The following is a 26,597-nucleotide window of genomic DNA, read 5'->3' on the forward strand; positions in this document are numbered from 1 at the left end:
ACAATGACATCACAGGCGACGAACGACCTGCTCACCCTCGAGCACGTCTCGAAAATCTACGGCGACCTGCACGCACTGGATGACGTGTCGCTGAGCGTGCCGACAGGGCAGTGGCTGTCGATTGTGGGCCCGTCCGGGTCAGGCAAGACCACGATGATGAACATCGTGGGATGCATGGACCGCCCCACCAAAGGCACCGTGACGCTCGACGGGCGCGACATTTCCGAGCTGACCGCCTCCGAACTGACGACCGTGCGCTGCCAGACCATCGGCCTGATTTTCCAGCAGTTCCACCTGATTCCGCACCTGACCGCCCTCGAAAATGTCATGGTCGCCCAGTACTACCACTCGGTGCCCAACGAAAAGGAAGCGCTGGCGGCACTGGACCGGGTGGGACTGGCCGATCGCGCCACCCACCTGCCGCGACAGCTGTCCGGCGGCGAGCAGCAGCGCGTGTGCGTGGCCAGGGCCCTGATCAACTACCCGAAACTGGTGCTGGCTGATGAGCCGACCGGTAACCTCGATGAGCACAATGAACAGATCGTGCTGGATATTTTCCGTCAGCTTCATGCCGATGGAACCACGCTGATCGTGGTGACTCACGACGCCCTCGTCGCTTCGTGTGGCCAGCGGGAAATCCGCCTGGATCACGGTAAAGTCGCCAGGGAAACGTGGCACGACCACGACCGGGACAATGCGGAAGCTGCAGGCGCGGCGTCGAGGAACCTGGCAACGGGTCGCGACGTGAAAGAAAAGGTTCCAACCCCTGAACCCCGTGACGATGCGTCCTGAGGCGCCCGAACACTGTCAGCAATGAGATGAATCGCAGATGACTAACATGACGTCTTCACAGTTTTCACGACTTGTCACCATGGGGTCGCTCGGCGGGCTCGGCATGATGATTCTGAGCGCGTGTGGCCCGTCGATCCCACCGGTGGACATGTCACTTCCCATGAATGACGGAGAGTACACCGGGGAGTCCAATCCTGACGAACAGGGAGCCATCGGCACTGTTCATATTACGGTGGAAGGCGGCAAGATCACCTCCACCTCATATGAAACCCGCATGAAGGACGGCGAGCTCAAGGACCAGAACTACGGGACGACCAGCGCCGGCGAAGTGGGCAACAAGGATTACTACAAGCGCGCCCAGAAAGCGGTGGAGGCGTTCAACAAGTATTCCGACGAGCTGACGGCCACGAACGACCCCAACGAAGTTGATGTCATTTCAGGCGCCACTGTTGCGCACAGTCAGTTCATGCAGGCGGCGATCCGAGCCATCCAGACCGCTCAGGGAGTGGAAACCCAGTCCGGGGAGGATGCGGCCGACCAGATCGACGTGCCGGGCCTGGACTTCAGCGACGATGACCAGCTCGACGAGTTCTCCAACTGATTCACCCGGCCCCGAGCTGCTTGTTGATCTGCGCGACTCATCGTGGCGCATGTCCTTTCCCGCGATGGGCACGCGCGTCGATCTCATTGTCGAGGGCGGCTCCGCCAGGCAGATGACGGAAGCTGTCTGCGAACTTGTTGCACGCCATGAGCGGCTCTGGTCGCGTTTTTCGGCGCACTCCGATGTGACACGGTTGAACACTGCGTGCGGACAGTGGGTGGATGTGGATCCGGCGACGTGCGCATTACTGGCACGCGTCAAGGACCTGATCGACGTCACGTCAGGCTGTTTCAACCCGCTGATTGAGCCGGTGCGTCAGCTGTGGGACCCGGCAGGTGCGCTGGCAGCTCTTGTCGCCGGCGCAGGTGCTGCCACGAGCACGGAGAGCGCAACCACTCCGGGCAGCGACGCGCTGGCCGAGGTGTTGCCACTGTGCTCACCGGGGATGCTTGACGTTGACCCGGCGGCATCGCGGGCACGCCTGAAGGGCGGCGCACGCATTGACCTGGGCGCGATTGCGAAAGGTGCCAGTGCTGATCAGGCTCGGGATCTGTGTGCCCGACTTGGTGCCCGTGCCGCGCTCGTGTCGATCGGAACATCCTCCATTGCCGCCCTGGGAAGGCGCTCCGACGGCACACCGTGGCGCGTGGGGATACGCGACCCGCGCAGCAGTGAATCATCGTGGCTTGGATACGTGGAACTGCCTGACCGCATGTCACTGTCCACTTCGGGTGACAACCTAGGAGCACTCGTGGACGTGGCGCCCGACCATGCGCAGCGTTTCAACCATGTCATCGACCCGCGCAGCGGCATGCCCGCCCGGATCCTTGCCCGTTCGGCAACGGTGATCTGCGCAGACGGCATGACGGCTGAAGCGCTGTCCACCGGCATGCTCATCGGCGGACGGCAGGCGGTTGTCCTGCCACACACAGCAGATGGTGATGTGGCAGCGTCGCCCTCGTCAATCATTGTCGGCGGCGAGCAGGGAGTGATGGCAGGCGGGATTCGCGTCGATGCCAGGCCCGCGCAGATCTGGCATCCGCGTCAGGAATTGTCGGAATCTGATGGTGGGGCGGGTGTGTCGGGGCAGAATTCGAGCACGTCACCCACCTGACAGTCGAGCGCCTCGCACAGTGCGTTCAGAGTGGAAAAGCGGATGGCGCGGGCCTTGCCGGTTTTCAGGTTCGACAGGTTCGCCAATGTGATGCCGATGCGCTTCGACAGGTCAGTGAGCGTCATGCGGCGTTCCAGCAAGATGCGGTCCAGTGTGACGTGAATACTCATGGCTACACCGTCAGCTGATTCTCATCCCACGCAGCAATCGCAGCGCGGAAAATGTGTCCGGTGACCAGGAAGAAAACAGTGCCGCCTGCGCTGAGCGTCACCATGAAGATCGCCATCAGAAGGATCGAGATGTGCTGGAGCGGACTGACGCACATGAACCAGATGGTCGCGCTCACGTAGTAGATCGTGGCGGCGATGCACACCCACTGCGCGCGGCCAATCAGCGTTAATGCCCGGTGCGTGAAGACTGTGCGGCGCTCAACGAGCAATAGGAACTGGTAGGCGATGATCAGGATGGCGAGGAATGGAAGCGTGGCGATGATGGAGCCGACGAGGATCGGGTACTGCAGGTGTGCCATTTCCGGCCAGGCGGCGGCGCTGTAGTCGCTTTCTGACCAGAGCAGCAGCCAACTTAAGACAATGCCGAGGCCGAAGATCACCAGAACCACGCGGGCAATGATGGTATGCGGTTTCATGAGTGTGCCTCCTTCAAACATCACATGGTTATCGATAAACGATAATAATTTATCGATGTTCGGCATGTCAATGGGTGTGGTGGCAGGACGGCACATGTGCTGATTGGTTCAGTTAACGTGACGCTGAGTGGCGAGGCGCAAGGCGGTTTTAGATCTGCGATGCCAGCAAGCTTGCCAGATGCATGCCGCCTCGGTCAGCGAGCTGCTGAGCCTGAGTGCGGCACGAGAAACCATCCGCCAGATACACGGCATCTGGATACGCATTGAGGGCAGGGAGCAGTGAGGTGCGCGCCACCTCGACCGACATATCGTAGTGCCCCTTTTCCATGCCGAAATTACCGGCCAGACCGCAACAGCCATCCAGCTGGACAACGGTGGCACCCAGTGAATCCAGCAGCGCCCGATCTGCGCTCCACGTCATCACCGAATGATGGTGGCAGTGCGGCTGCGCCACAATTGTCGTGCCATGTAAATCAGGCAGAACACGCTCCTCCTTCGGAACAGTGGCCAGCACTTCAGCCAGAGTATGCACAGCGCGCGACACGGGAACTGAGCGCCGGTCATCTGGCAGCAGATCCAGCAGATCATCACGCAGGACTGCCGTACATGACGGCTCCACGCCTACGATTGGAATCCCAGCTACAGCGAACGGTGCCAGAACGTCCAGCAAAGCCGTCAGTTTCTTCTTCGCCCCAGTCAGCTGCCCCGTCGTAATCCACGTCAGGCCGCAGCACGCATGGGGAGGAATAATCACCTCGAAACCGTTCTGACGCAACACCGCAACCGTTGCACGCGCGCCCCGGTCGTCAAGCGTCTGTGAAAACGAATCGGCCCACACCACTGCGAAGCGTCGGGCTTCAGAAGCGGACGAGGAAGCAGGCGATGCTGTCTCAGCAAGCCGCTCGGCACTCGACGGCACTGCTGACGGAGGCGCATCTGCAACCAGGTGCCGCCGCCTGGCCCATCGCTGGAAGGTTCCGGACTGAAGAGCGGGCATCGGTCTACGCGCATCCATACCCAGCAGTGCGAATGCAGCCCGGCGAATCGCATCTACTCCCATCACTGCGTTGGTCAGGGCGGATGCACCCGGAATGCGGGCGCTCAGGCCCGTCCACAGGGGCAGGCGGCCCAGCGCATAGTGGGACAGCGGACGCAGGCGCCCACGGTACTTACGGAAGAACACCTCAGAGCGGTACCTGGCCATGTCCACACCTGCCGGGCAATCCGACGAACAGGCCTTACATGACAGACACAGGTCGAGCGCTTCGAGCACCTCCGGTGAGGTGATTGACTGGATCAGTTGCCCATTGGCAGCGTCCTGGAGTGTGCGCGCCCGCCCTCGGGTCACGTCCTTTTCCAGATGCGACGCCTTCCACGACGGGCACATAAACGTGCCGTCAATCGTCGCGCGACACTTGCCCACACCTGTGCAGCGATGGACCGCCTGAGTGAAATCACCGTGGTCTTCCCCGAAGGCGAAGCCTCCCGCCGCTGGCAACGAGCGTGCACGAGGGCGCCGCAGGAAATCATCGAGCTTGTCGATCTGGTTGGTCGGTGAGGCCAAAACACCGGGATTGAGCAGGTCATCGGGGTCGAACAGGGCCTTGACGTTGTTGAACAGGTCAATCAGTTCCGGGGAGTACATGAAGCGCAGCAGTTCCGTGCGTGCACGCCCATCCCCGTGTTCACCGGAAACTGAACCGCCATGCCTGGCGCACACCTGAGCCGCCTCCTCCAGGAAACGCCTCGAATGCGCCACCCCAGCCCCGGTCTCGAGTGGCATGTTCAGACGCACATGCACGCAGCCATCTCCGAAATGCCCGTACAGCAGCCCGTCAATGTCATACTCATCCATCAGCGCCGTGAAATCACGCAAGTAGGCTCCGAGGCGGTCCGGTGGCACCGCGGCATCTTCAAAACCGGGCCATGCCTGTTCACCGGTCGCTGACGTTTCAGATGGGGGAGTGCGCCCACCCAATCCCGCACCATCAGCGCGGATGCGCCACAGTCGCGTGGCATCATCCCCCGGAGGGTAGACCGCCGCATCGACCGCATGAGATGCGGCCGCAAGTCTGCGAGCCTGTGCCAGCGATTCCTCTTCGCTTCCGGCCGACACCTCGCACATCAGCCACCCGTCACCCTTGGGAAGCGCCGGCACGGCTCCGGGTCCGCGGTGAGCTCGTACCACGTCCACCAGGCGCGAATCCATCCCTTCGACAGCCAGCGGCTCACAGCGCAAAATTGTGGGTACATCGTCAGCTGCAGCAATCATGTCCGGATACCCTAACGCCACCAGCACGGGCGCTCGCGGAATCTCCACCAACTTGACGGTGATCGACACGATTGTGGTCAGCGTCCCCTCGGTGCCCACCAGCATCGCCGCCAGATTGCGATGCTTCTCAGGGGTCAGATGCTCAAGCGAATAACCCGACACCTGCCTGCCGAAACGCCCCAGTTCCGTGCGGATGAGCGCCAGATTGGAATCGATCAGCGTGTCCAGTCCAGGCACCTGCGAGAGGTCAGAGTGGCTGGTGGAAGCGGTGAAGCGTCTGCCTCGTCCATCGATGACGTCGAGGGAGACGATGTTGTCTGACGTGCGTCCCCAGGCGGTTGCGTGAGGCCCGCACGCATTGTTGCCCACCATGCCGCCGATCGTTGCCCGGTTCTGGCTGGACGGATCCGGACCGAAACGCAGTCCGTACTTGCGGGCAGCTTCCTGCAGGGTGGATTCCACGCAGCCCGGCTCCACCACGGCCGTGCGCGCCTGCGGATCGATCGACAGCACTCGGTTCAGGTGGCGCGAAAAGTCAATGACGATGCCCGGTCCACACGCATTGCCAGCACATGACGTGCCACCCCCACGGTTGGTCAACGGAATGGAGAAGCGTCGCGACGCCTCGCACACGGCCAGGACGTCCTCGGTTGAACGAGGGAAGACAACGAACTGCGGCGGAACGCGATAGTTGCCGGCGTCTGTGGAATAGCGCGCGCGGGTGCCTGTCGTACGATCAACCTCACCGTCGAGCACGTCAACCAGGTGCGCGTAGCAAGCTTCCACGTCGCGAGGCCGGATATCGGCGCGCTTGGGCAGGGGGGACGAGGCTGTCGCCGGCTCACTGCTGAGTGGGTGGAAGCTCATAGGCTGATTGTGCCACTTTTGATGCCTGCTCTGCGCCGCCATCAGGTATGCGAACTGACAGGTGTGGCTGTGTCGCGGGCGTCAGCGAGTCAGCATCACCATGCGTGTGGGTGTCACAATCGCGTCTACGGCGACATCGTGAGGATCGACAGGCAAGGTGCCTGTATCCCACACCTCTTCATCGAACAGTGCGATGACCAGTGGAGCACGGCGCCTCACAGGCAGTGCGCTTTCCTGCGGCGACCTCTCAGCGTGATCCGTGTTCCACCTACTTAAGGCCCGGTCATACCACCCGCCGCCCTGGCCCAGGCGCGTGCCCGAAAGGTCGGCGGCCAGGCCCGCAAGCAATACAATGTCGACGCTGTCAGGAAGTTCGGCATAGGGCGCATCGGAGAGATGAGGCTGGGCAGGCCAGCGTGCAGAAGGCTGGTCGAGGACTGCTGCCAGACGGTCAGTCGTCAATGATGACCAGGCAGATGTGCTGGCATCAGGAAAATCAATACAGCCCCACGCAGGTTCGTCCAGTGCACGCCCCTGCCGGTTAACGACAACAGGCAGGAAGCAGCGACCCGATTCAGCGACGATGGCTGAGACATCCGGCTCGGTGGTGGTTGGAACAAACAGTGCCGGGAGGTGAGGACACCCTACTCCGAGCGCGTTACAGGCCTGCAGCCACGAGCGGACCAGTCCGCGTTGCTCCCGCCGGCGCAACTCATCGGCTTCGCGGCCAGGGAGTGCATCCCACCGGGCGCGCCTGTCACGCCGCTGGGCGCGAATTCTGGCGCGAAGTGGAGCTTTTTCGTGCAACATGGCCCCTCCTGAGCACTGAACATCTCCTACTTAGGATACTGTGGCAGACATGAGCGAAACTGAGCCCACTCGTCACGCGCGCGTGCGTCACGCCGTGATCCCAGCAGCTGGACGCGGAACGAGATTCTTGCCGGCAACGAAGTCTGTGCCCAAAGAAATGCTGCCGGTCGTTGACCGACCATCCATTGAATATATTGCGCGCGAAGCCACTCGAGCCGGCATTGAAGACATGCTGATCATCACTCGCACCGGCAAAGATGCCATCGAGGAATACTTCGACGCAGATCCCGGCCTGGAGGCGGCACTGGAGGCCTCTCACAAGGAATCACTGCTCAAGATCGTGCGCGAATATGAGCACCTCGCGCGCATGCACTCTGTGCGCCAGGGACATCCGCTGGGGCTGGGACATGCCGTCCTTCAGTCACGCTTCCACGTTGGTAACAATCCTTTTGCCGTCATGCTGCCGGACGATTTGATGCACCCAAAGTCCCGCCTGCTGGAGAAAATGCTCGCGATCCGCACGGCGATCGGCGGATCGGTTGTCGCACTCATGCGTGTCACACCCGAACAGGCAACCGCTTATGCTTCTGTTGACGTCACCCCGATGCCGATTCCGGAAGGCCTGCCCATCGACATTGAGGAAGGCACATTGTTCCGCCTCAACAAGGTTGTCGAAAAGCCCCCGGTCGATGAGGTGCTCAGCGAATACGCCGTGGTGGGCCGCTACGTCTTCAATCCGCGTATCTTCACGGAACTGGAAAATATCGAACCCGGTCACGGTGGTGAATACCAGCTCACCGACGCATATGCCCGACTCATCGACGTGCCAGCCGAAGAAGGAGGTGGCGTAGTTGGCCTGGTTCTGGATGACCGCCGCTTCGACACCGGAGACAAACTCGGCTACCTCACCGCCTCCATTGAACTGGCGCTGGAGGACCCGGAACTGGGACCCGGAGTACGCTCGTTCCTGGAAGAGCTCATGGCAACACAGCCGGGGGACGCCCTCGACAAGTCTGACAGCACGTCACCCAAGCATCACTGAAAGGGACAACTTGAATGCGTTCGGTCGCAGAGTTTTACCAAGACTGCCTGTCAACTGTTGGCCAGCAGCCGCCGCTGGATGTCCAGCTCGCTGATGCCGTGTCGTGCGTGCTGGCTGAAGACGTGCAGGCCCGCTTCGACCTTCCCGTAGCGGATCTGGCCGGATGCGACGGGTACGCCGTGCGATCGTCTGACCTCGAAGGGGCGCGCCCGGACAGTATGGTGACCCTGCCGGTCACCGAGGAAGTCAAGGCTGGAGATGTTGACCCGGCCGCGCTGGTGCCGGGAACTGCCATCCGCATTGCATCGGGAGCGCCGGTGCCCACAGGTGCAGATGCGGTGATCGCACTGGATTTTACGGATCGCGGTATGGCTAAAGTGACCGTGCGCACCCAGCCGGCGCGCGGTGAGAACATCCGGCGTCGCGCCGAAGACGTGGTCGAGGGGGACGTGGTTCTGCGTCACGGCACGCGTGTAGGTGCACGCCAGGTAGCGCTTCTGGCCGGCGTGGGGCGCTCACGAGTGACAGTGCATCCACGCCCACGAGTGGTGATCCTGTCGATTGGTGACGAGCTTGTGGAGCCGGGTGAACAGGCACGACCCGGCACGGTGTTCGATGCCAACGGGCATGCCCTTTCCACCGCTGTGGCGGATGCGGGTGCTCAAACCTTCCGCGTGGCAGCCGTTCCTGATGGCCGTCAGGCACTGCGCGAAACGATCCAGGACCAGCTGGTTCGCGCTGACCTCATCATCACGACCGGCGGCATCTCGTATGGCTCAGGCGATACGGTGCGCGAAGTGCTCGGCGCGCTGGGCACGGTGCGCTTTGACAATGTGGCCGCATGGCCCGGGCATATCCTCGGAGTTGGAACCGTCGGTGACGAAGATGACGCGACTCCGATCTTCTGCCTGCCCGGTGACCCTGTATCCGCGCAGGTGTGTTTCGAAGTATATGTGCGTCCTGCCCTTCGACAGATGCAGGGATGGACGACACTGAGCAGGCCGAGCGTGCAGGCTCGCGTGGATCGCTCATGGTATTCACCACGAGGGCGACGCGAATTTGTCCGCGTGCGCCTGACGGGGTCGCCTCGAACCGGATACCAGGCCAAAATCATGGGATCACCTGCAGCGCTATTGCTGTCCGCACTGGCTGAATCGAACGCACTGGCGGTCGTGCCCGAAGAGGTCACGAATGTGCGTGCCGGTGACGCCCTGCAGTGCATGGTGCTTGATTAATGCTGTTCGGCAGGCCGCGGATCTGGGGACGCCACCCCGATGAGCTGACGATTCGCATCGACGATCCTGTGGGTCGCGCTCTGATCAGGCCGCATGGCAGTGCCTCGAGAATCGGGGCGACGGGGAGCGCTGCGCGAACGGGGCGTGATAGCGCCGTGAAGCTCGGGGACAGTGTTGTGATCCGTCCGGCCTACGGTAGCGATCATCTTCGCATCGAGAAAGCGCGTGCCGAGAATTCTGCGTGGCTCAAACCCTGGGAGGCGACGCTGCCGGTCGGATCGACAGAGGAACTCCCCGACATCTGGACCTATCAGCGCCAGGTCGACAGGCAGCAAAAGCGCGGAACGAGCCTTGTCATGATGGTCGAATGCGACCGTCAACCGCTGGGTTTGATCACCGTCTCCAATGTTCAGTGGGGGGCGATGTGTCAGGGCGTCCTCGGCTATTGGATGGTCAGGAAAGCCGCTGGGGTGGGGCTGGGTGCGCTGTGCGTGGCTGGCGTCATCGACCTGATGATCGGTGAGCTGGGCTTGCACCGGGTGGAGGTCAACGTCCGGCCGGAAAATGATCGATCTTTGGGATTGTGTCGAAAAATCGGGTTGCGTGAAGAGGGCTACAAGAAGCGTTACATGTGCATTGCGGGCAGGTGGGCTGATCACGTCAGCTTCGCTTTGGATACGGAATCCTGGCCCGAGGGCGGCATCGTCCAATCCGTGTGGAAAATGCCGCTGACGCTGACCTGATTCGCCTCTCATTTGGCGCCGGCGCGCGCGTCAGAACCTGTTTTTGGCAGCCCGTGCCGTAGCGTTAATACGTGGAGTACGGTGGAATCATTGTTGTGATGGCAATCGCGATCACGATCGTCGTGATTGTGCCGCACCTTGTTGACCGACGCACGGCGATCACTCAGTCCCGCGAGGCTGACCGATTCTCGCCCAGGATGCGTCTGATTGATGAGGAACCGGCACTGTGCCATCACAGTGGCGATACTTCATCCACCGCCAATTCGCACTGCGGCTCGACACCGTTGTTGGCGCATCAGGCGCTGCAATCCGATGATGCTGCTGGAGCGGATGACTACCACGCGCGCCCGGCGCTGCCGGCCACCCAACAACCTGCTCACCTTCGTGGTCATCGAGGAGACACCATGGCTGACGAATCGCGATCCGCACGTCGACCCGACGGGACGATCCACGCGCAACGAGACTATGTGCGCACCCGCGAACTGTCGCGCCTGCGTGCACGCCGCGCGGCACGTATTGCCAGTGAGAAGGCAGCAGGTCAGCGCCGAATGATCCTCAGTGGGGTGTGTGCAGCAATCACTGTGCTGATGATGCTGATTGCAGCGCTGACCACGATGTCATGGGCATGGGTTCTGATTCCCGCGGCGGCACTTGCTGCTGGCCTTGGCGTGTCACGCTGGAGCGCCATTCGTTCCCAGCGCGTTGGTGAAGCCGAAGAAAAGCGGATTATGGAGCTGACGCGTGGCACCTCGGCACGCCGCAATTCCGCGCCTTCGCCCGTCGCCCCTGAGACTGTGGAGCATGCTCCTGCGTCTGAAACGGCAACCGACGAGGGGCCGGATGAAGCCCTTGGAGCCGACGCGTCGACCGAAATCCAACGTGTCGACGACGAGGCGCAGGCGTCTCACAGTGTTGATGACGAGGACGCACGACTCGACCAGGCGACCCGCGATGTCGCCCAGACGCAGCGCGCATGGTCCGTCCAGCGCATCCCTGCACCTACCTACGCATCACGCCAGGAGATTACCGGCCGAGTGGTGCACGCCGATACTGATTTGCGAGGCATCCCTCAGGTTCCTTCCGATGTCCGAGGGCGTCCTATCCACGCGAGCTCATCTTCCGGTCAGCAGATGCGTTCGACTGAAGAGGTCGCCGCTCAGGCGGATGTCGCGTTCGATCTGGACGCGGTTCTGGAGTCTCGTCGCGCCCAATAACGGTGCTGCTTCGGCGCTGCATCGCTCATGTTGATGTCGGCCTGGTAGCGCGTCGCGTCCGATGGAGTTGCCGATTCGGCAGTGCAGTGTGCCCGGCAGAGTCGCCGACCCGGCAAAGCCTGGTGAGTTTGCGGGTCTGAAAATCACGCTCAGCGTGCACAACCCCCTGGATCTAAACTTTCCAGCTGCACAATCCCCTAGATCTACGCTTCTTTTTGCACGAAGCCCTAGATCTAAGCCTCCCGTCTGCGTACTGTTTTCTGTTTTCGCTGGTCAGGACGCATGATGGAAATTTCGAGAGGCGTGGTGGGCTTTAGAACTAGGGGTATGTGCACAATTGGCGGAAGATCTAGGGGTATGTGCACGAAGATCCCGAAGATCTAGGGGAATGTGCGCAGACGCCTGCTTGTCTTATACGGACGTATCCATCCTGGCGGTGCATCGCGCCATTCCTGTACAGCGTTACGCTATCCCGTCGCTGCATTGCAGCTAATCAGACCTCCCGCACTAGCGGTCGTACACCATGTGATAGAGGAAATCTATTGAAGTGGTAAGTTGCATTGGTTTGGTCTATACTGAGAGTGTTGTGAGAAACCGTTCGACATGCTCGTCATGTGCGTGAGCGGTTGGCGAAACTCGGATAGGAGAACCATGAACTTGATGAACACCCAGATCCGCCCCTTCAAGGCCACAGCGTTCAAAGAGGGCGAATTCGTTGAACTGACCGAACAGGATGTCCTCGGCAAATGGGCCATTTTCTTCTTCTACCCAGCTGACTTTTCCTTCGTGTGTCCGACCGAGCTGGGCGACCTGGCGGACTACTACGACGAGCTGCAGAAACTGGGCGTTGAGGTCTATTCCGTGTCCACCGACACGCACTTCACGCACAAGGCATGGCACGAAGCATCCGACACAATCGCCAAGATCAAGTACTACATGATCGGTGATCCGTCAGGTGAACTGACCAACAACTTCGAGAACATGCGCGAAGGCGTCGGCCTGGCTGACCGCGCCACCTTCCTCATCGATCCAGACGGCGTTATCCAGTTCTTCGAGGTCTCCTCGGAGGGAATCGGCCGCAACGCAGCCGAACTGATCCGCAAGGTCAAGGCAGCTCAGTATGTCGCCGCGCATCCGGGCGAAGTGTGCCCCGCGAAGTGGGAAGAAGGCGAAGAGACGCTGGCTCCGTCCCTGGACCTCGTCGGCAAGATCTGACCCGCATCACTGAACGTCACGCCATCCCGCACACGTAAGTTCTCGCCGCACGTGAGAACGCGTCGGTGCGGGATTGGCGCATCACGAGGGCGACACCTGCCCTCCCGCGTCCGCAATTTTGTGAAAGGCACGTAACGCCATGCCAGTTTTGAATGACCAGCTTTCCGCCCAACTGTCGCAGCTGCTGACCAAAGTAGTAGCGCCGATTGAACTCGCTGCAAGCCTGGATAACTCCGATCTGTCGGCGCAGGTACGGGAGCTGCTGGAGGAAATAGCTGCCAAGAGTGAGAACATTACCCTCACCGACGAGGCAAACCCTCGCACACCATCCTTCGCCGTTCGCCGCATCGGTACGGATGTCGAGGTGAGGTTCGCGGGACTGCCACTGGGTCACGAATTCTCCTCACTTGTCCTGGCGCTTCTGCAGGTCGGCGGTCACCCCGCCAAGATCTCCGACGAGCAACGCCAGGCCATTCAGCGCATCAAAGGCCCGCGCGAGTTCGTGACCTACATGTCGCTCACGTGCCAAAACTGCCCGGAAGTCGTGCAGGCACTGAACACGATCTCCATCATCAATCCCTCGATTCGCCACACCGCAGTTGAAGGCGGCGCTTTCCAAAGCGAGGTCGAAAACCACGGAATCATGAGTGTGCCCGTCACATTCGAGGGCGACGAGATGTTTTCCTCCGGTCGCACGACACTCGACGACTTCGTTTCCATGCTGGACGAGGGCGGCGCCCAGGCCGCGGTTGACCAGATGAATCAGGAAGAACCCTACGACGTGGTGATTGTCGGCGGAGGGCCGGCCGCCTCGTCAGCTGCCATCTACACCGCTCGCAAGGGTATCCGCACCGCAATGGTGATGGATCACCGCGGTGGCCAGGTGGTGGAAACCGAGAGTATTGAAAACGCCATCTCTCAGGTGCACACAACAGGTTCTCAGCTGGCTGCCGATCTGACTGAACACATCAACCAGTACGACATCGATGTGTACGTGCCGCAGTGGGCGGATCGCCTTGAAATCGCTGCGGTCAGTGCTGACGACAACTCGCGAGACTATCCGCTGCATACCGTGGTGACACGTTCAGGCGGGCACCTGCGCGCCAGGAGCGTCATCGTGGCCAGCGGTGCGACGTGGCGAACTCTGGGTGTACCCGGCGAAGAGGAATACCGCAATAAGGGCGTGTCCTTCTGCCCGCACTGCGATGGTCCACTGTTCAAGAACAAGGACGTCGTTGTGATCGGCGGCGGAAACTCCGGTATCGAAGCGGCTATCGACCTGGCCGGCGTCGCGCGCCACGTCACCGTAGTCGAATTCCTGGATCAGCTCAAAGCTGACCGAGTGCTACTGGATGCGATGGACGCCCTCGACAATGTTGATGTCATTGTCGGAGCACGCTCCACTGAAGTGATCGGTGACGGTCAGAAAGTGACTGCCCTGGCATATGAAGATCGTGCAAGCGGCGAGACGCGCTCGGTCGACACGGACGGCATTTTTATCCAGATCGGCCTGGTTCCGAACACGCAGTGGCTTCCCGAAGAGGTGGAACTGAGCGACCGGCGTGAGGTTGTGACAGATCGCGAAGGAAAGACCAACGTGCTCGGGATTTTTGCTGCCGGTGACTGCACAGATGAACCATACAAGCAGATCGTGACGGCATTCGGCTCCGGCGCCACCGCCGCACTGAGTGCGTTCAACTACCTGATTCGCGCCCCGCACCACGACTAGGTCGCGACCAGGCGGCAGCGAAAAATGTGATCACGCTGAGCAGGAACTGAGCCAGGCGATTCGGGCTCGCCATGTTGGTGATGGGGATCCACCGCCTGCTCAGCGGATCACACATCAGGAAGGAGTGCGTCAAGGTGAGGAACGTTCGGGCCCTGGAGTATCTTGTCGCGTTGGATGAGGAGCGGAACTTCACGCGTGCTGCTCAGCGTGCTCACGTTTCGCAGCCGACGCTGTCAGCGCAGGTCAAGAAGCTGGAGGAGGAATTGGGAGCCCAGCTGGTTGAACGCGGAACGCAGCAGGTGCTGATCACCCCGGTTGGCCGTGACGTTGTCTACTATGCGCGTCGCATCCTCACTGACCTGGACCACATTGAGCAGGTCGGTCGCAGCGGATCGAATTCTCTGGCCGCCACCGTCACCATCGGCGTATTCCCGACGATTGCACCCTACCTTTTGCCGCGCTTTGCGCCCGAACTTGGGAAAGCGTTGCCAGACCTGACCGCCCATTTCGTCGAGGAAAAATCCCTCGCACTCATGGACGCGCTTGCATCCGGCAGAATTGACGCGGCTGTTCTGGCGGATACGTCTGCGGAGTCGGGCCTGACCGTGGCGCACCTTTTTGACGAGGATTTCGTGCTGGCAACCTCGAGCACGTCAGCCCTAGGCGAGCAAACCACGCCCGTTGACTTGGGCGATTTGGCCGGTCACGAGGTGATTCTGCTTGAAGAAGGACACTGCATGCGTCGCAGCACGGTCAGCATCTGCGAAAAAGTCGGTGCCCGCCAGTCAGCCTTCCGCGCCACGTCGCTCGAGACGCTGCGCTACATGGTCGCAGCCGGAAGCGGAGTGACGCTGCTGCCTCGGCTGGCGACGATCCCTCCGATCGCGCAACCCGACGGTCTGGTTCTTCGCGAGTTCTGCCCGCCGCGCCCCTACCGCTCCATCAACCTGGTATGGCGTCGATCCAGCCCGCTGGACGAGCTCAACACCACCATTGCTGACCTGATCAGCTCACTGGTCGCACCTGTCTCTCATGCAACGGAGGAGCAGTGACATCGGCCGCTCCCTCGGCGCGAGCGCTTTTTGACGCGCTGTGCAGGCGCATTGACGCCGGTCAGTGGTGGCCGGCCGACACCCGCTTCGAGATCGTGGTGGGTGCTGTCCTGACGCAGAATGTGGCGTGGCGCAATGTGGAGTATTCTCTGGCAAATCTGCGCGAAGCCGGCCTGCTCGAGGCGCAGAAACTGGCGACCACTGCATCTGCCGACCTGCAGCGCCTGATCCGTCCCAGCGGCTTCATGCGCGCCAAGTCCGAAACCCTCATCCGTGCAGCACGCTGGTTCCTCGACGACGCGTCCCACACGCGGTTGCCGACCGACGAACTGCGCGCGAGCCTCATCGACGTGAAGGGGATCGGCCCTGAAACCGCCGACGACATCGTGCTGTACGGCTATGAGCGTCCCGTATTCATCTGGGACCTGTATGCGCGCCGGTTCCTGAGCGCCGCCGGGTGGGCCGTGCCTCGCAGCTATGAAGCCGCGCGTCGCACTCTTCAGCCCCTCATTGACGAGGGTGACTTCACGACACCTGAACTGGCCCACTTTCATGGGCTCATTGTTGAAGCAGGCAAGAAGGCTCGATCCTGCGGCGGATGGGAGGCGTTCTATCCCACGCTTGAGGTGTCGCAGGGCGGTTGAAGCAGCGCAGGGCATGCGTGCTGGTGCTCGGATCCACGGTTCCCGTCACATTCCAGTACAGGTACGACGCATCCCAGGCGCCGGGAATGCGGGAGAAGTCCTCCGACGCTGTCACCGGATCGCCATCACCCACAACGCCGTCCTCAAAGAACGCGTCGAACGGTGTTCGGACGCGATCATGCGTGTCGCGGTCGTTGACGGTCAGAGGGAACTGGTCGTAGTACTCAGATTCAGGGGCGCGCGGGTAGCGCATCCATGTGTGCGCGTGCCAGCACGGGTTGCCCGTCACCGTTGGCAACGACGCTCACCACGCCGGTCGGGCCCACTCGGGTGGCATCAAGGCCCAGGGCGGTTACCTCGTCAATGATCGTCTGACTGGTGCGTTCTTCTTCCATCGACACTTCGGGATGGCGGTGAAGGTCAGCACGCAGGTCTTCTTGCCATTTGTGAATATCGGCGTACCGGCCGGCGATGTGCTGAACGTGAGACATATGTCCTCCTCTTTGCAGCTGGTGGCAGCGGCTCACTTGCGCGGGACTCGTCGCCCGGATGCCTGCAAAGGCCTCTGAGTGCATTATCTGTCTGATCGCTGAGCGTTCAAACGTATCCGGGGCAGGTGCACGCTCGAGGCGTCGTGGGATTGACACGATGGGTCCCACGTTCTAATATTCACTTTTATTAGTGGCTTTCATAAGGGAGATGGGCGAACGTCCATCGCAATAATGCCCATGAAAGACGTGGCAATGAGGCAGTGAGGACGCAGTATGAGCACTCGGCGTAGTTCAGAGCGCGGAGACCGGCGTGCCCTGGACGTAATCAACGTGCTGCGTCAAGGCGGCGCCACCCATTCCCAGCTCGCTCAAGCCTGCAGCGTGACGCGACCGACCGTGACGCCGATCCTGGAAGGCCTGGCAGCACGCGGAATGATCGTTGAGCAAAGCAGCGTCGTTGACGGTGGCAGGCCGGCACGCGTATTCACTCTGGCGCCCCACGCAGGATTCGCTGTGGGCGTGGATCTGCTTCAACGGACAATGGCCATCAGCGCGATCTCCATGTCCGGCTCCATCATCCAATCGCGTGTAGCTCAGCTGAAGGCGCAAAGCGGGCAGGAACGCTACCGCGAGGTAGAGGCGCTCATCACCCGCTTCATTGAAAAGCTGCGGCCCCAATGGGGACCCGTTCACGCCTGCGTCGTCTCCACCACAGGTGTCATTGATGCCCAGGGCACGATTGTTCGTTCAGACCTGATCCCATCGTGGGCTGGTTTTCCATTCGGTGATGCCCTGCGCCGCGATCTGGGATGCCCGGTTCGAATCGAAAATGATATCAACGCTGCGGCAATGGGTGAATTTGTGACTCGCGTCAGCGACGGAAAACTTGCCGCCGATGATGACCTGCTGTTCGTGAACTGCCAGTTGGGCATCCACACGGGGCTGATCCTCAAAGGACAACTCCACCGAGGCTGTTCATTCAATGCCGGTGAAATCACAGACGTGGTGGACGCGCCCCTCGTGGAGGAATCCGTTGCCCGCAATCAGGTCGGCACCCAGGATTCACCGCAGGACAGAGCCTCCCTCGAACGTGCCTACGCCCAATGGGGCGAACGACTGGCCGGCATAATCGGACCGCTGGGGGTGGTGGTCGATCCGCGAACCATCGTCATTGCAGGCCTTCCCGCCAACTCCACGCAAGTCATGGCAGCAATCAAGGGGAAACTTGCCAGTCTGCGCCCTGAATCCGCACCGGATCTTCGAATCGAAGAATCTCCCTACGGCACGGCCTGCGCCTCAATTGGCGCCGTCGCATGGGCACTGCTGGACGCAGATCGCCACCTCTTCGGGGAAGGGTCCTCGCAGCTGCCCACGCTCCATCACCTTCACTCAATTCTGTCAGCTCAACTCAACAGGAGGCATACGACGTTGACGACTCAGCACACATCCAGTTCATCTGCGCCACTGAGAGTCGGCGTTGTGGGGATCGGGGCCCGCGCCCCTCTGGCTCTGGGAGCCGAAAATGCCAGTGTTCCGGCGCAGATCGTCGCAGCATGTGAACCGCATCCGCAGCGCCGCGAACGCGTCGAGAAACAGCTCAAGCGGGACCCGGACTCGATTGCCGTATGCGAAGCAGTCGACGAGCTCATTGAATGCGACGTTGACGTTGCATTTGTGACATCACCGGATGACACCCATGCCGACATCGCGTGTCAACTGCTCAAGGCGGGAATCGACGTGTACGTTGAAAAGCCGCTCGCCATCCACCTTGACGATGCCACACGCATCCTGGAGACGGCATATGAAACTGGATCGAAGCTGTACGTCGGTCACAATATGCGCCACATGAACGTCGTGCGCACCATGCGTGATCTGATCCGCGCGGGGCGAATCGGTGAAGTCAAGACGATCTGGTGCCGACACTTCGTGGGCGCAGGCGGCGACTTCTACTTCAAGGACTGGCATGCCACGCGTGAGCACGGCACGGGGCTGCTGCTGCAGAAAGCCGCACACGACATTGACGTGATGCACTGGCTGGCCGACTCTCACACGACAGACGTCGTCGCAATGGGCGACCTGATGGTATACGACAAGATCACCGACCGCGGCGATCATTCCAACGAGCTCATGCACGACTGGTATTCCCTCGACAATTGGCCGCCCATGACCCAAAAGGGCTTGAACGCCGTTATCGATGTCGAAGACGTGTCCATGATGCTGATGCGAATGGAATCTGGTGTCCTGGCCTCATACGAGCAATGCCACTTCTCGCCCGATTACTGGCGAAACTACACGGTGATCGGCACCGAAGGGCGTCTGGAAAACTTCGGTGACGGCGAGGGCGGGCACATCAGCTTGTGGAATAAGCGCACGATCTATAACCCTGATGGTGACGAGCAGTTCCCCATCATCGGTGATGAGAAGGGGCATGGAGATGCCGACAAGCTGATTGTTGACGAGTTCCTCCGATTCGTTGCCCACGACGCGGTGACCGACACATCGCCTTTGGGAGCATGGTACGCGGTGGCTGCCGGCATCCAGGCAACGAGCTCGTTGCGCGAGGGGAACGAGCCGCGCCACATCCCCGAACTTCCTGAACACCTTGTTGCTTATTTCAATCACAACCAGGTGAAATAACGGCTACTGAACTGAGCCGCGCTATTATCTCAAGATCTTATATAAGTAATATTCACAACTTGTAGCGTGAAGAATCGACTACGTATCCCAAGGGAGGGTGCCGATGTCTCTAGAAGGAGTCGCTTCCGTAGAAGAAGTTGCCGCTGCGGAAAAGACACGGCAACGACACAGTCCAACCGGGCTGGTCTATCTGCTCAAACGCCTGGGATTCTATGTCGTCACTGCTTTTGTGGCAGTTGTCTTGAACTTTGCCATTCCGCGCTTCATGCCCGGCGATCCGGTGGTCACTTTGACCCGCCAGATCGAACAACAAACGGGAACCAAGCTCAGTGCAGAACAGGTTCAGTCGATGTATTCCCTCTACGGTGATCCGCAGAAGAACATCGTGGAACAGTTCCTGACCTACATCTGGGACGTCCTGCACGGCGAATTCGGTATCTCCGTCATGCGATACCCGACCAGCGTGGGAGAACTCATCAGTGGTGCGTTGCCGTGGACCGTCCTGCTGGTAGGTGTGACAACTTTACTCGCCTGGCTCGTGGGAACTGCTCTGGGAGCCATCGTCGGCTGGAACCCGGGATCGCGCCTCGACAACATCCTCACTCCCGCTTCAACGTTGTTCTCATCATTCCCAGCATTCTGGGTATCGATGGTCGTGCTGTGGGTCTTTTCCTTCCAGCTGAACTGGTTCCCTGGTGCAGGTGGATATGACCCCGATGTTCCTTTCGACATCAATAACTTCTACTTCGTTATGAGCGTGCTGCGGTATGGCGCACTGCCCGCATTCACCCTCATCCTGATCGGTTTTGCCGGATGGCTTTTCTCGATGAGAAACATGATGGTGACCACGATTTCGGAAGACTACGTCACGCTGGCAAAAGCAAAGGGATTGCCCGAGCGAACCGTGCTGTTCCGCTACGCGGCGCGTAACGCGCTCCTGCCGAATATTACGAATCTGGCCATGGCAATGGGAGGCATCGTGGGTGGTGTCGTCCTCAGTGAAATCGTCTTCACCTACCCCGGGATCGGTTACCTGCTGCTGCAGTCGATCCTCGCGAAGGATTATCCAGTCATGCAGAACATCTTCCTCATGATTGTTTTTGCCGTCCTGATCGCTAACTTCGTTGCAGATTCCCTGTACGTGGTTCTCGATCCTCGAACGAGGGAGAACTGATGCTCAAGCAATTTCTCTCAAGCCGCAAAGTACAGGTCGGAATTTCTATCCTGATCTTCTTCCTGATCGTTGCGATCTTCGGTGAACTGTTCATTACCACAGTGATGAACCTGGACCCGGCAGCCGTTGACTACGAAAACATGGGGTCAGCGCCAAGCAGCGAGCACCTTCTGGGCACGAACCTTGCCGGACAGGACGTATTTGCGCAGACGGTGAAAGGCGCGCGCGGATCGGTATTCGTCGGTTTGATTTCCGGTCTTCTGGCAACGGTGATCGCTGTCCTGGTCGGAACATGGTCGGGATACTCAGTCGGCCTGATCGACAAGGTGACGATGGCTTTCGTGAACGTGCTGATGACCCTCCCAAGCCTTGCACTGATGTTCATCATCGCCGGCTACATCAACAATGCCGGGATCGTCATGATCGCCCTGATTATCGGCTTCCTGGAGTGGCCCGGTGGTGCGCGAGTCATCCGTTCGCAAACGCTTTCTCTTCGCAACAGAGACTTCACTGCGGCTCTGCGTTCAATCGGAGAAAAGAGGTGGCGAATCGTCATGGTCGAAATCGTGCCTCACCTGGGCGGCATCATTTCGGCAATGTTCCTGCGTGCTCTGGTGGCTGGCATTTTCGCTGAATCCTCCCTCGCATTCCTAGGTATTGGAAATACAAACGGAATGTCCTGGGGTATGCAGATCGGGCAGGCACAACAGCAGGGCGCATTGCTGCGCGGCATGTGGTGGTGGTTCCTGCCACCAGGTATCTGTATCGCCCTGATCGGCTTTGCGACGGCAATGGTGAACTTCGGTCTGGATGAAATCACGAACCCCTCACTGAACGCACGATTGACGAGCATCACCCGCAAGTTCAACAGGAAACGTGACCGAGAGATTCGATCCAGCGATCAGCCCGTGATGTGGAGCGCAGATACAGGGACGGTGACCTCATGACAGAGCCAGTGAAACTGCTGGAAGTTGACAGCCTGTGCGTCGACTATCTTGGTGTTGACGCCGATGCGCGGGCGTGCAACGACGTCAGCTTCACGCTGCATCGAGGCGAGATCCTGGGCGTGGCTGGTGAATCAGCTTCCGGAAAATCGACGCTTCTGACAGCGATCATGAGGTTGCAAAAACCGCCCGCCGTTATCGCATCTGGCGCAATTCGCTACTATTCCCCAGACGGAAAGGTCATCGATCTGGCGCGTGCCAGTGAGGACCAGATCCGCCCCCTGAGGTGGGTTGATCTGTCAATCGTGATGCAGTCGGCGATGGCCTGCCTGAACCCGGTGATGCGTCTGGGCAAACAGTTCGATGACGTGCTGGCAGTCCATAATCCCAGGATGGATAAGAAGGCTCGCCAGGAACGCGCAGTGTCGCTGCTGGAAGATGTTGGCATTGGCCCTGACGCCATGACACGTTACCCGCATGAATTGTCCGGAGGGATGCGGCAGCGCTCACTGATCGCGCTGGCGCTGGCATGCGATCCAGAACTGATCGTGATGGATGAGCCGACCACTGCCGTCGATGTCGTCATGCAGCGCCAGATCCTCGACGAGATTCTGGCACTTCAGGAAAAGCTGGGATTCTCGGTCATTTTCGTGACGCACGACCTGTCGTTGCTCCTCGAGATCGCTGATCGCATCGCAATCATGTATGCCGGCAAGCTCATTGAAATTGCTGATGGCGAGGACTTGGCAGATGACCCGATCCACCCGTATTCGCGTGGTCTGCGGGATGCTTTCCCCTCGTTGACCCAGCCCAAGCGGAAGTTCCACGAGATTCCTGGCACCCCTCCCGACCTGTTGAATCTGCCACCAGGCTGCCCCTTTGCGCCGCGCTGTGAATTCAGAGAAGCGCGGTGCGAGGAAAAGCCGCCAGTTCTGATTGATCTTGGAGGCGGACGCTCAGTGGCCTGCCCCGTCATGGTGGAGAGGAGGAACGACCATGCCCGAAACTGAAGTGGTTCTCGCCGCTGAAGATGTGACCGTCACCTTTGAAGGCAAGGCACAATCAGGTGGACGCAGCACTGTCACTGCCTGCGATCATGTCAGCCTCGAGCTGCACAAGGGCGAAGTGGTCGCCCTCGTCGGTGAATCGGGTTCTGGAAAAACGACGCTGGCGCGTGCCCTTGCCCTCCTCGGTGACATCGATTCCGGGCAGATTTTGCTGCACGGCAAGACGGTGAACCTCAGCGGGCCGAACCGCATCAGGCCTATTGAGTACTACGGGCAGGTGCAGATGATCTTCCAGGACCCGTTTGCCTCGCTCAACAACCTGAAGACGGTGCGTCACATCATCGGCAGAGCGTTGAAACTGCATGGCCGCGCCACTAGTCGGCAGGAAGTTGAGCAGCGAACGTTGGAACTGCTGGAGACCGTGCATCTGACTCCTGCCTCAGAGTTCATCGACCGGTATCCCAGTTCCATGTCCGGTGGGCAACGGCAACGCGTCTCGATCGCGCGGTCGTTGGCTGTGGAGCCGTCTGTGCTGCTGGCAGATGAACCCACGTCGATGCTGGACGTGTCGATACGAATCGGTGTGCTGAATCTGCTCGATGAGCTGCGTCATGAACGTGGCGTGTCCATCCTCTACATCACGCACGACATCGCCAGTGCGCGATACCTGTCTGACCGGATGGCCGTGATGTACCACGGGAAGCTGGTTGAAGTGGGCCAGACCGAACAGATTGTGCACGAACCTGAGCACGACTATACGCGGGTTCTGATTGGCGCTGCACCGGATCCGAGCAGGCGAGTCAAGAGAACGAAAAAGCGATAAAAGAAATCCAACTACGTACCAGAAAGGTCACACAATGATGAGGAGATGGAGACGAGCACTGGCAGTCGGCCTGTTGTCAGCGGTGACGCTGACCGGCGTCGGGTGCTCCTTCGACAAGGGAGACGGGGCATCGTCGAGTGCCTCCGGAGACGCATCGAGCTCCGAGGTTAAGATTGCCGGCTGGGGCGGAACCACCTGGAGTCAGAACTTCAACCTGTTCTCCCCGACAGCAACTGCGGTTACGCCGGGCACAGCGTTCTTCTACGAGCCGTTGGTTCGTCTTGATCGCACCAAGGCCGGCGAGGTTCTTCCCTTCCTTGCTGAATCATGGGAATTCAATGAGGATGGAACAGAACTGACATTCACCCTGCGTAACGATGCGACGTGGAGCGACGGTGAACCATTCACCGCGAAGGATGTGGCGTTCACCTGGCAGCTCGTGATCGACGGAAAGACCAAGGCGTACTACCCATTCAAGGAAGTCAGCGCTATCGACGACACTCATGTGAAGGTCGTGTACGACGAACCGGCGTTCGCTGACCTGGTTTCATTCGCAAAGCGCCAGATCATTCCGGAGCACGTGTGGAAAGACGAGGATCCGGCTACCTTCACCAACCCTGAGCCGATCGGGACGGGTCCCCTCGTCCTTGATTCCTTCTCGCCTCAGCAGCTGACACTGAAGATGCGCGACGACTACTGGGGTGACACATCCACTGACGTCAAGACCGTGAAGATCATGGCTATGAGTGCTGACGCCGCCAAGGACGCCCTGAAGAAGGGGACAATTGACTACGGCACGGCCGGGTGGGAAAACGCTGATGAAGAATACGTCAGCAAGGACCCCGAGCACTTCAGCTATACCTTCTACCCGGTGGGCACCAGCGACGGAATCGTCTTCAACACGATGAAAGCACCGTACGACGATCCCGCAGTCAGGCGTGCGCTGCGCGATTCGATTGACCTGGAAGCTGCCGCGAAGGCTGTCAACGTTGGATACTCAGTGCCGACGAAGGCTGGTCTTGACCCCAGCGTGTACGGAGATATCCTCGCGAGTGGTCAGGAAGCAAAGCTGGATGTCGAAGCCGCCAAGAAAGATCTGGCTGACGCCGGATGGGAGGTTGTCGACGGCAATCTGGTGAAGGACGGACAGTCCTACACTCTGCAATATGATGTCTACCAGCCCTACACCGAATGGGTGCTGACGGCGCAGATCCTAGCTGACCAGTGGAAGCAGAACCTCGGCCTGACAGTGGGAATCAACCAGCTGGCTGACCAGCCATTTTCTCAGCTGGTCGAATCGGGCGACTACGGCATGATGTCCTCGAGCCCGACGCAGGGTCTGCAGATCACGGACATCGTTACGCACTTTGACTCGGCGCGCGTCGGAACGCCTGGAGAAAAGAATGACGGCAACGAGATGTTCTTCAAGAACGAGCGTCTCGATGAGATCGGCGTCAAGCTTGGAGAATTCCCACCGGGAAGCACGGATGATGCATTCAAGAAGCTGGCTGTCGAAGCACAGGAGATCCTGGTTGAGGAGGCCCCGTTCATCGCCACAGCAACTGCCGGCTGGAAAGCCGAGCTCAACTCGATGAGGTGGACAGGCTGGCCTGTTCAGGGAGAAACTACCTGGGTACCGAATAACACCTTGCCGGCAGACGCTATTCTCACTATTTTGAATCTGAAATCATCATGACGCGACCAACACTGGAAGTACGGGGCGCGCAGTTCCTGCTTGGCAATGAACCGCATCTCATCATTTCCGGTGCACTGCATTATTTCCGAGTGCACCCGGATTTGTGGGAAGACCGTCTCAAGCGGCTGGCCCTGATGGGCTGCAATACCGTCGAGACATATGTGGCGTGGAACTTTCACGCCCCGGCTTCCGGGGTTGTGTCATTTGAAGGTGGCAGAGACCTCGGCCGCTTCCTCGACATTGCGGCGGAGCTTGGCCTGGACGCAATTGTGCGACCAGGGCCTTACATTTGTGCCGAATGGGAAAACGGCGGCCTGCCGTCGTGGTTGACGCACGACAAATCCCTGCGGCTGCGCTGCCGCGATGAGAAGTTCCTGTCGGAAGTGTCCCGCTGGTTCGATCAGCTCATCCCGATTGTGGCGCAGCGCCAATCCAACAGGGGTGGCAACGTCGTCGCCGTCCAGGTGGAAAACGAATATGGTTCATGGGGGGATGACGCGCAATACCTCGCGATTATGCGAGATATGGTCACCGACCGTGGGATCGATGAACTCTTGGTGACAAGCGACGGCGGTGCTTCCCTGTGGCTATCTGCCGGAACCGTGGAGGGCGCGTATCCGACCGGTAACTTCGGGTCGCGAGCTGAACAGGTCCTCCCCGTGCTGTCTCAGTGGACAGACGGCGGGCCGGGGATGTGCATGGAGTTCTGGAACGGGTGGTTTGACCATTGGGGAGAACCCCACCACGACAGAGACGCCCAGGACTGTGCGAACGAACTTGATTTCATGCTCTCGCACGGCATGAGTGTCAATTTCTACATGGCGCACGGAGGAACCAACTTTGGCCTGTGGGCCGGTGCGAACCAGGCGGAGGACTACCAGCCGACCACGACCAGCTACGACTACGACGCTCCCATTGCTGAAGACGGAAGGCTCACGGCAAAATTCCACGCCTACCGACAGACGATCGCACGCTACCGGGATCTTCCCGATTACGAGGCAGAACGCGAACGCCTGGGGATCACGGAAAATCCCACAATGCAGCCGCGCCTGGATCTGCAGCTCGAGCATTCCCACAACCTGCGCACACTGCCCTTGTGGCACAGTGAAGGTGAAGGCTGGCCGTGGGTTCCCACCTTTGAAGAAGCGGGAATCGACCTGGGATTCCAGCTGCTCAAACGCGAGATCACGGTCTTCCCCTGGTCTGACGGCGCCATTGTGCCGCTTCGGTTCATGGAGCTGCACGACAGGGCCTACGTGTGGGGTAATGGGGTCTTCCTGGGAGTTGCTGATCGCAACAATCCTGACCAGGAAATATCGCTGGAGCCTGCGCTGGGCGATGTTGCGGAGAGGCAATCGCTCGAGGGGACAACGGTTGAGCTGGAAATACTCGTCGAGAACCTGGGGCGTGTGAACTTTGGCCCCCACCTGGGCGATCCTAAGGGAGTCGTTCGAGGAATCTGGTACGGGGTGCGTTTCCTGAACAATTGGCAGGTTGTCTCGCTTTCGCCAGAATCGCTCCTTGCCGCATGCGAGGAAGCGAACGGGGCGAATTCTGAGCACAGCGCTTCGGCCGGGTTGCCAGTTCTTGCCTCGGCGGCATTTGACGTCGAGGACGAGGCGGACGCCTACCTGGACGTATCGCAATGCGGTCACGGCATCGCCTGGATTGATGACTTCTGCCTGGGGCGTTTCTGGAATATCGGGCCACAGCACGCACTGTACGTCCCGTCGCCGCTGCTCAAACCCGGCAGACATCGGATCACCGTGCTGGATCTGGAATGTGAGCACCCCTCGCTCTCACTTATCGACCATCCGCTGTTCACCACGGAGGACTAGAAGCACTGGAA

The 26,597-nt window shown here is 60.0% G+C and carries 23 protein-coding genes; 18 read left to right on the forward strand and 5 right to left on the reverse strand.

Going from position 1 to position 26,597, the window contains the following annotated elements:
• Positions 1-3: 3 nt before the first annotated feature.
• From BLT69_RS01490 to BLT69_RS01500, 3 genes are read left to right on the forward strand one after another with little or no spacing between them, the layout of a single operon-like run.
• Positions 4-792: an ABC transporter ATP-binding protein gene (locus BLT69_RS01490; protein ID WP_092648213.1), complete on the forward strand. Its 789-nt coding sequence runs from the start codon at positions 4-6 to the stop codon at positions 790-792.
• Between the two features lie 37 nt (positions 793-829).
• Positions 830-1,393 carry an FMN-binding protein gene (locus BLT69_RS01495; protein ID WP_058237791.1) on the forward strand — a complete coding sequence of 188 codons (564 nt, stop codon included), beginning with the start codon at positions 830-832 and terminating at the stop codon, positions 1,391-1,393.
• Positions 1,365-2,507: an FAD:protein FMN transferase gene (locus tag BLT69_RS01500; protein ID WP_157886301.1), complete on the forward strand. Its 1,143-nt coding sequence runs from the start codon at positions 1,365-1,367 to the stop codon at positions 2,505-2,507. Before BLT69_RS01495 ends, BLT69_RS01500 begins: the two co-directional genes overlap by 29 nt.
• Here the strand turns inward: BLT69_RS01500 and BLT69_RS01505 are convergent.
• From BLT69_RS01505 to BLT69_RS01520, 4 genes are all read right to left on the reverse strand, one after another.
• Complete coding sequence (locus BLT69_RS01505) at positions 2,438-2,677, reverse strand: helix-turn-helix domain-containing protein (protein WP_070728209.1); 240 nt, start codon at positions 2,675-2,677, stop codon at positions 2,438-2,440. The two genes, BLT69_RS01500 and BLT69_RS01505, sit on opposite strands and share 70 nt — an antisense overlap.
• Before the next feature lie 2 nt (positions 2,678-2,679).
• Positions 2,680-3,153, reverse strand: a complete 474-nt coding sequence (locus BLT69_RS01510) for a DUF2975 domain-containing protein (RefSeq protein ID WP_157886302.1) — start codon at positions 3,151-3,153, stop codon at positions 2,680-2,682.
• A gap of 148 nt (positions 3,154-3,301) precedes the next feature.
• Entirely contained in the window at positions 3,302-6,292 is a 2,991-nt protein-coding gene (locus BLT69_RS01515) for an FAD-binding and (Fe-S)-binding domain-containing protein (protein ID WP_092648216.1), read from the reverse strand.
• Positions 6,293-6,373: 81 nt separating this feature from the next.
• Positions 6,374-7,102: a 5-formyltetrahydrofolate cyclo-ligase gene (locus BLT69_RS01520; protein WP_092648217.1), complete on the reverse strand. Its 729-nt coding sequence runs from the start codon at positions 7,100-7,102 to the stop codon at positions 6,374-6,376.
• A 49-nt stretch (positions 7,103-7,151) separates the two neighbouring features.
• On the opposite strand from BLT69_RS01520, the gene BLT69_RS01525 reads away from it, so the two are divergent.
• From BLT69_RS01525 to BLT69_RS01560, 8 genes are all read left to right on the forward strand, one after another.
• Positions 7,152-8,144, forward strand: coding sequence for a UTP--glucose-1-phosphate uridylyltransferase (locus BLT69_RS01525; RefSeq protein WP_058237795.1), 993 nt, complete (start codon positions 7,152-7,154; stop codon positions 8,142-8,144).
• Between the two features lie 14 nt (positions 8,145-8,158).
• A complete protein-coding gene (locus BLT69_RS01530) occupies positions 8,159-9,379 on the forward strand; it encodes a molybdopterin molybdotransferase MoeA (RefSeq protein WP_058237796.1) in 1,221 nt (406 codons plus the stop codon).
• Complete coding sequence (locus BLT69_RS01535) at positions 9,379-10,122, forward strand: GNAT family N-acetyltransferase (protein ID WP_058237797.1); 744 nt, start codon at positions 9,379-9,381, stop codon at positions 10,120-10,122. The genes BLT69_RS01530 and BLT69_RS01535 overlap by 1 nt, the downstream gene beginning before the upstream one ends.
• A gap of 71 nt (positions 10,123-10,193) precedes the next feature.
• The gene (locus tag BLT69_RS01540; protein ID WP_157886303.1) at positions 10,194-11,336 is read left to right on the forward strand and encodes a hypothetical protein; all 1,143 of its coding nucleotides are present in this window, start codon (positions 10,194-10,196) and stop codon (positions 11,334-11,336) included.
• Between the two features lie 651 nt (positions 11,337-11,987).
• Complete coding sequence (ahpC, locus tag BLT69_RS01545) at positions 11,988-12,551, forward strand: alkyl hydroperoxide reductase subunit C (protein WP_058237799.1); 564 nt, start codon at positions 11,988-11,990, stop codon at positions 12,549-12,551.
• 139 nt (positions 12,552-12,690) lie between these two features.
• Complete coding sequence (gene ahpF / locus BLT69_RS01550) at positions 12,691-14,280, forward strand: alkyl hydroperoxide reductase subunit F (protein ID WP_058237800.1); 1,590 nt, start codon at positions 12,691-12,693, stop codon at positions 14,278-14,280.
• A gap of 134 nt (positions 14,281-14,414) precedes the next feature.
• A complete protein-coding gene (locus BLT69_RS01555) occupies positions 14,415-15,332 on the forward strand; it encodes a LysR substrate-binding domain-containing protein (RefSeq protein ID WP_257525660.1) in 918 nt (305 codons plus the stop codon).
• Positions 15,329-15,976: an endonuclease III domain-containing protein gene (locus tag BLT69_RS01560; protein WP_092648219.1), complete on the forward strand. Its 648-nt coding sequence runs from the start codon at positions 15,329-15,331 to the stop codon at positions 15,974-15,976. The genes BLT69_RS01555 and BLT69_RS01560 overlap by 4 nt, the downstream gene beginning before the upstream one ends.
• Before the next feature lie 230 nt (positions 15,977-16,206).
• On the opposite strand, the gene BLT69_RS01565 is transcribed toward BLT69_RS01560, so the two are convergent.
• Positions 16,207-16,467 carry a hypothetical protein gene (locus BLT69_RS01565; RefSeq protein ID WP_058237802.1) on the reverse strand — a complete coding sequence of 87 codons (261 nt, stop codon included), beginning with the start codon at positions 16,465-16,467 and terminating at the stop codon, positions 16,207-16,209.
• Between the two features lie 273 nt (positions 16,468-16,740).
• Here BLT69_RS01565 and BLT69_RS11180 point away from each other — a divergent pair, with 273 nt between their 5' ends.
• From BLT69_RS11180 to BLT69_RS01600, 7 genes are all read left to right on the forward strand, one after another.
• A complete protein-coding gene (locus BLT69_RS11180) occupies positions 16,741-19,104 on the forward strand; it encodes an ROK family protein (protein ID WP_058237803.1) in 2,364 nt (787 codons plus the stop codon).
• A 103-nt stretch (positions 19,105-19,207) separates the two neighbouring features.
• Positions 19,208-20,278, forward strand: a complete 1,071-nt coding sequence (locus tag BLT69_RS01575) for an ABC transporter permease (protein WP_092648220.1) — start codon at positions 19,208-19,210, stop codon at positions 20,276-20,278.
• Positions 20,278-21,225, forward strand: coding sequence for an ABC transporter permease (locus BLT69_RS01580; protein WP_074026244.1), 948 nt, complete (start codon positions 20,278-20,280; stop codon positions 21,223-21,225). Before BLT69_RS01575 ends, BLT69_RS01580 begins: the two co-directional genes overlap by 1 nt.
• Entirely contained in the window at positions 21,222-22,232 is a 1,011-nt protein-coding gene (locus BLT69_RS01585) for an ABC transporter ATP-binding protein (protein ID WP_092648221.1), read from the forward strand. Before BLT69_RS01580 ends, BLT69_RS01585 begins: the two co-directional genes overlap by 4 nt.
• Positions 22,219-23,052 (forward strand): ABC transporter ATP-binding protein, encoded by an 834-nt coding sequence (locus tag BLT69_RS01590; protein WP_092648222.1) that lies wholly within the window; start codon positions 22,219-22,221, stop codon positions 23,050-23,052. Before BLT69_RS01585 ends, BLT69_RS01590 begins: the two co-directional genes overlap by 14 nt.
• A gap of 34 nt (positions 23,053-23,086) precedes the next feature.
• Positions 23,087-24,748, forward strand: coding sequence for an ABC transporter substrate-binding protein (locus tag BLT69_RS01595; protein WP_092648223.1), 1,662 nt, complete (start codon positions 23,087-23,089; stop codon positions 24,746-24,748).
• Positions 24,745-26,586, forward strand: coding sequence for a glycoside hydrolase family 35 protein (locus BLT69_RS01600; protein ID WP_092648224.1), 1,842 nt, complete (start codon positions 24,745-24,747; stop codon positions 26,584-26,586). The genes BLT69_RS01595 and BLT69_RS01600 overlap by 4 nt, the downstream gene beginning before the upstream one ends.
• Positions 26,587-26,597 lie beyond the last annotated feature (11 nt).

Source organism: Schaalia radingae, assembly GCF_900106055.1.
In the GTDB taxonomy this organism is placed as follows: Bacteria; Actinomycetota; Actinomycetes; order Actinomycetales; family Actinomycetaceae; genus Pauljensenia; species Pauljensenia radingae_A.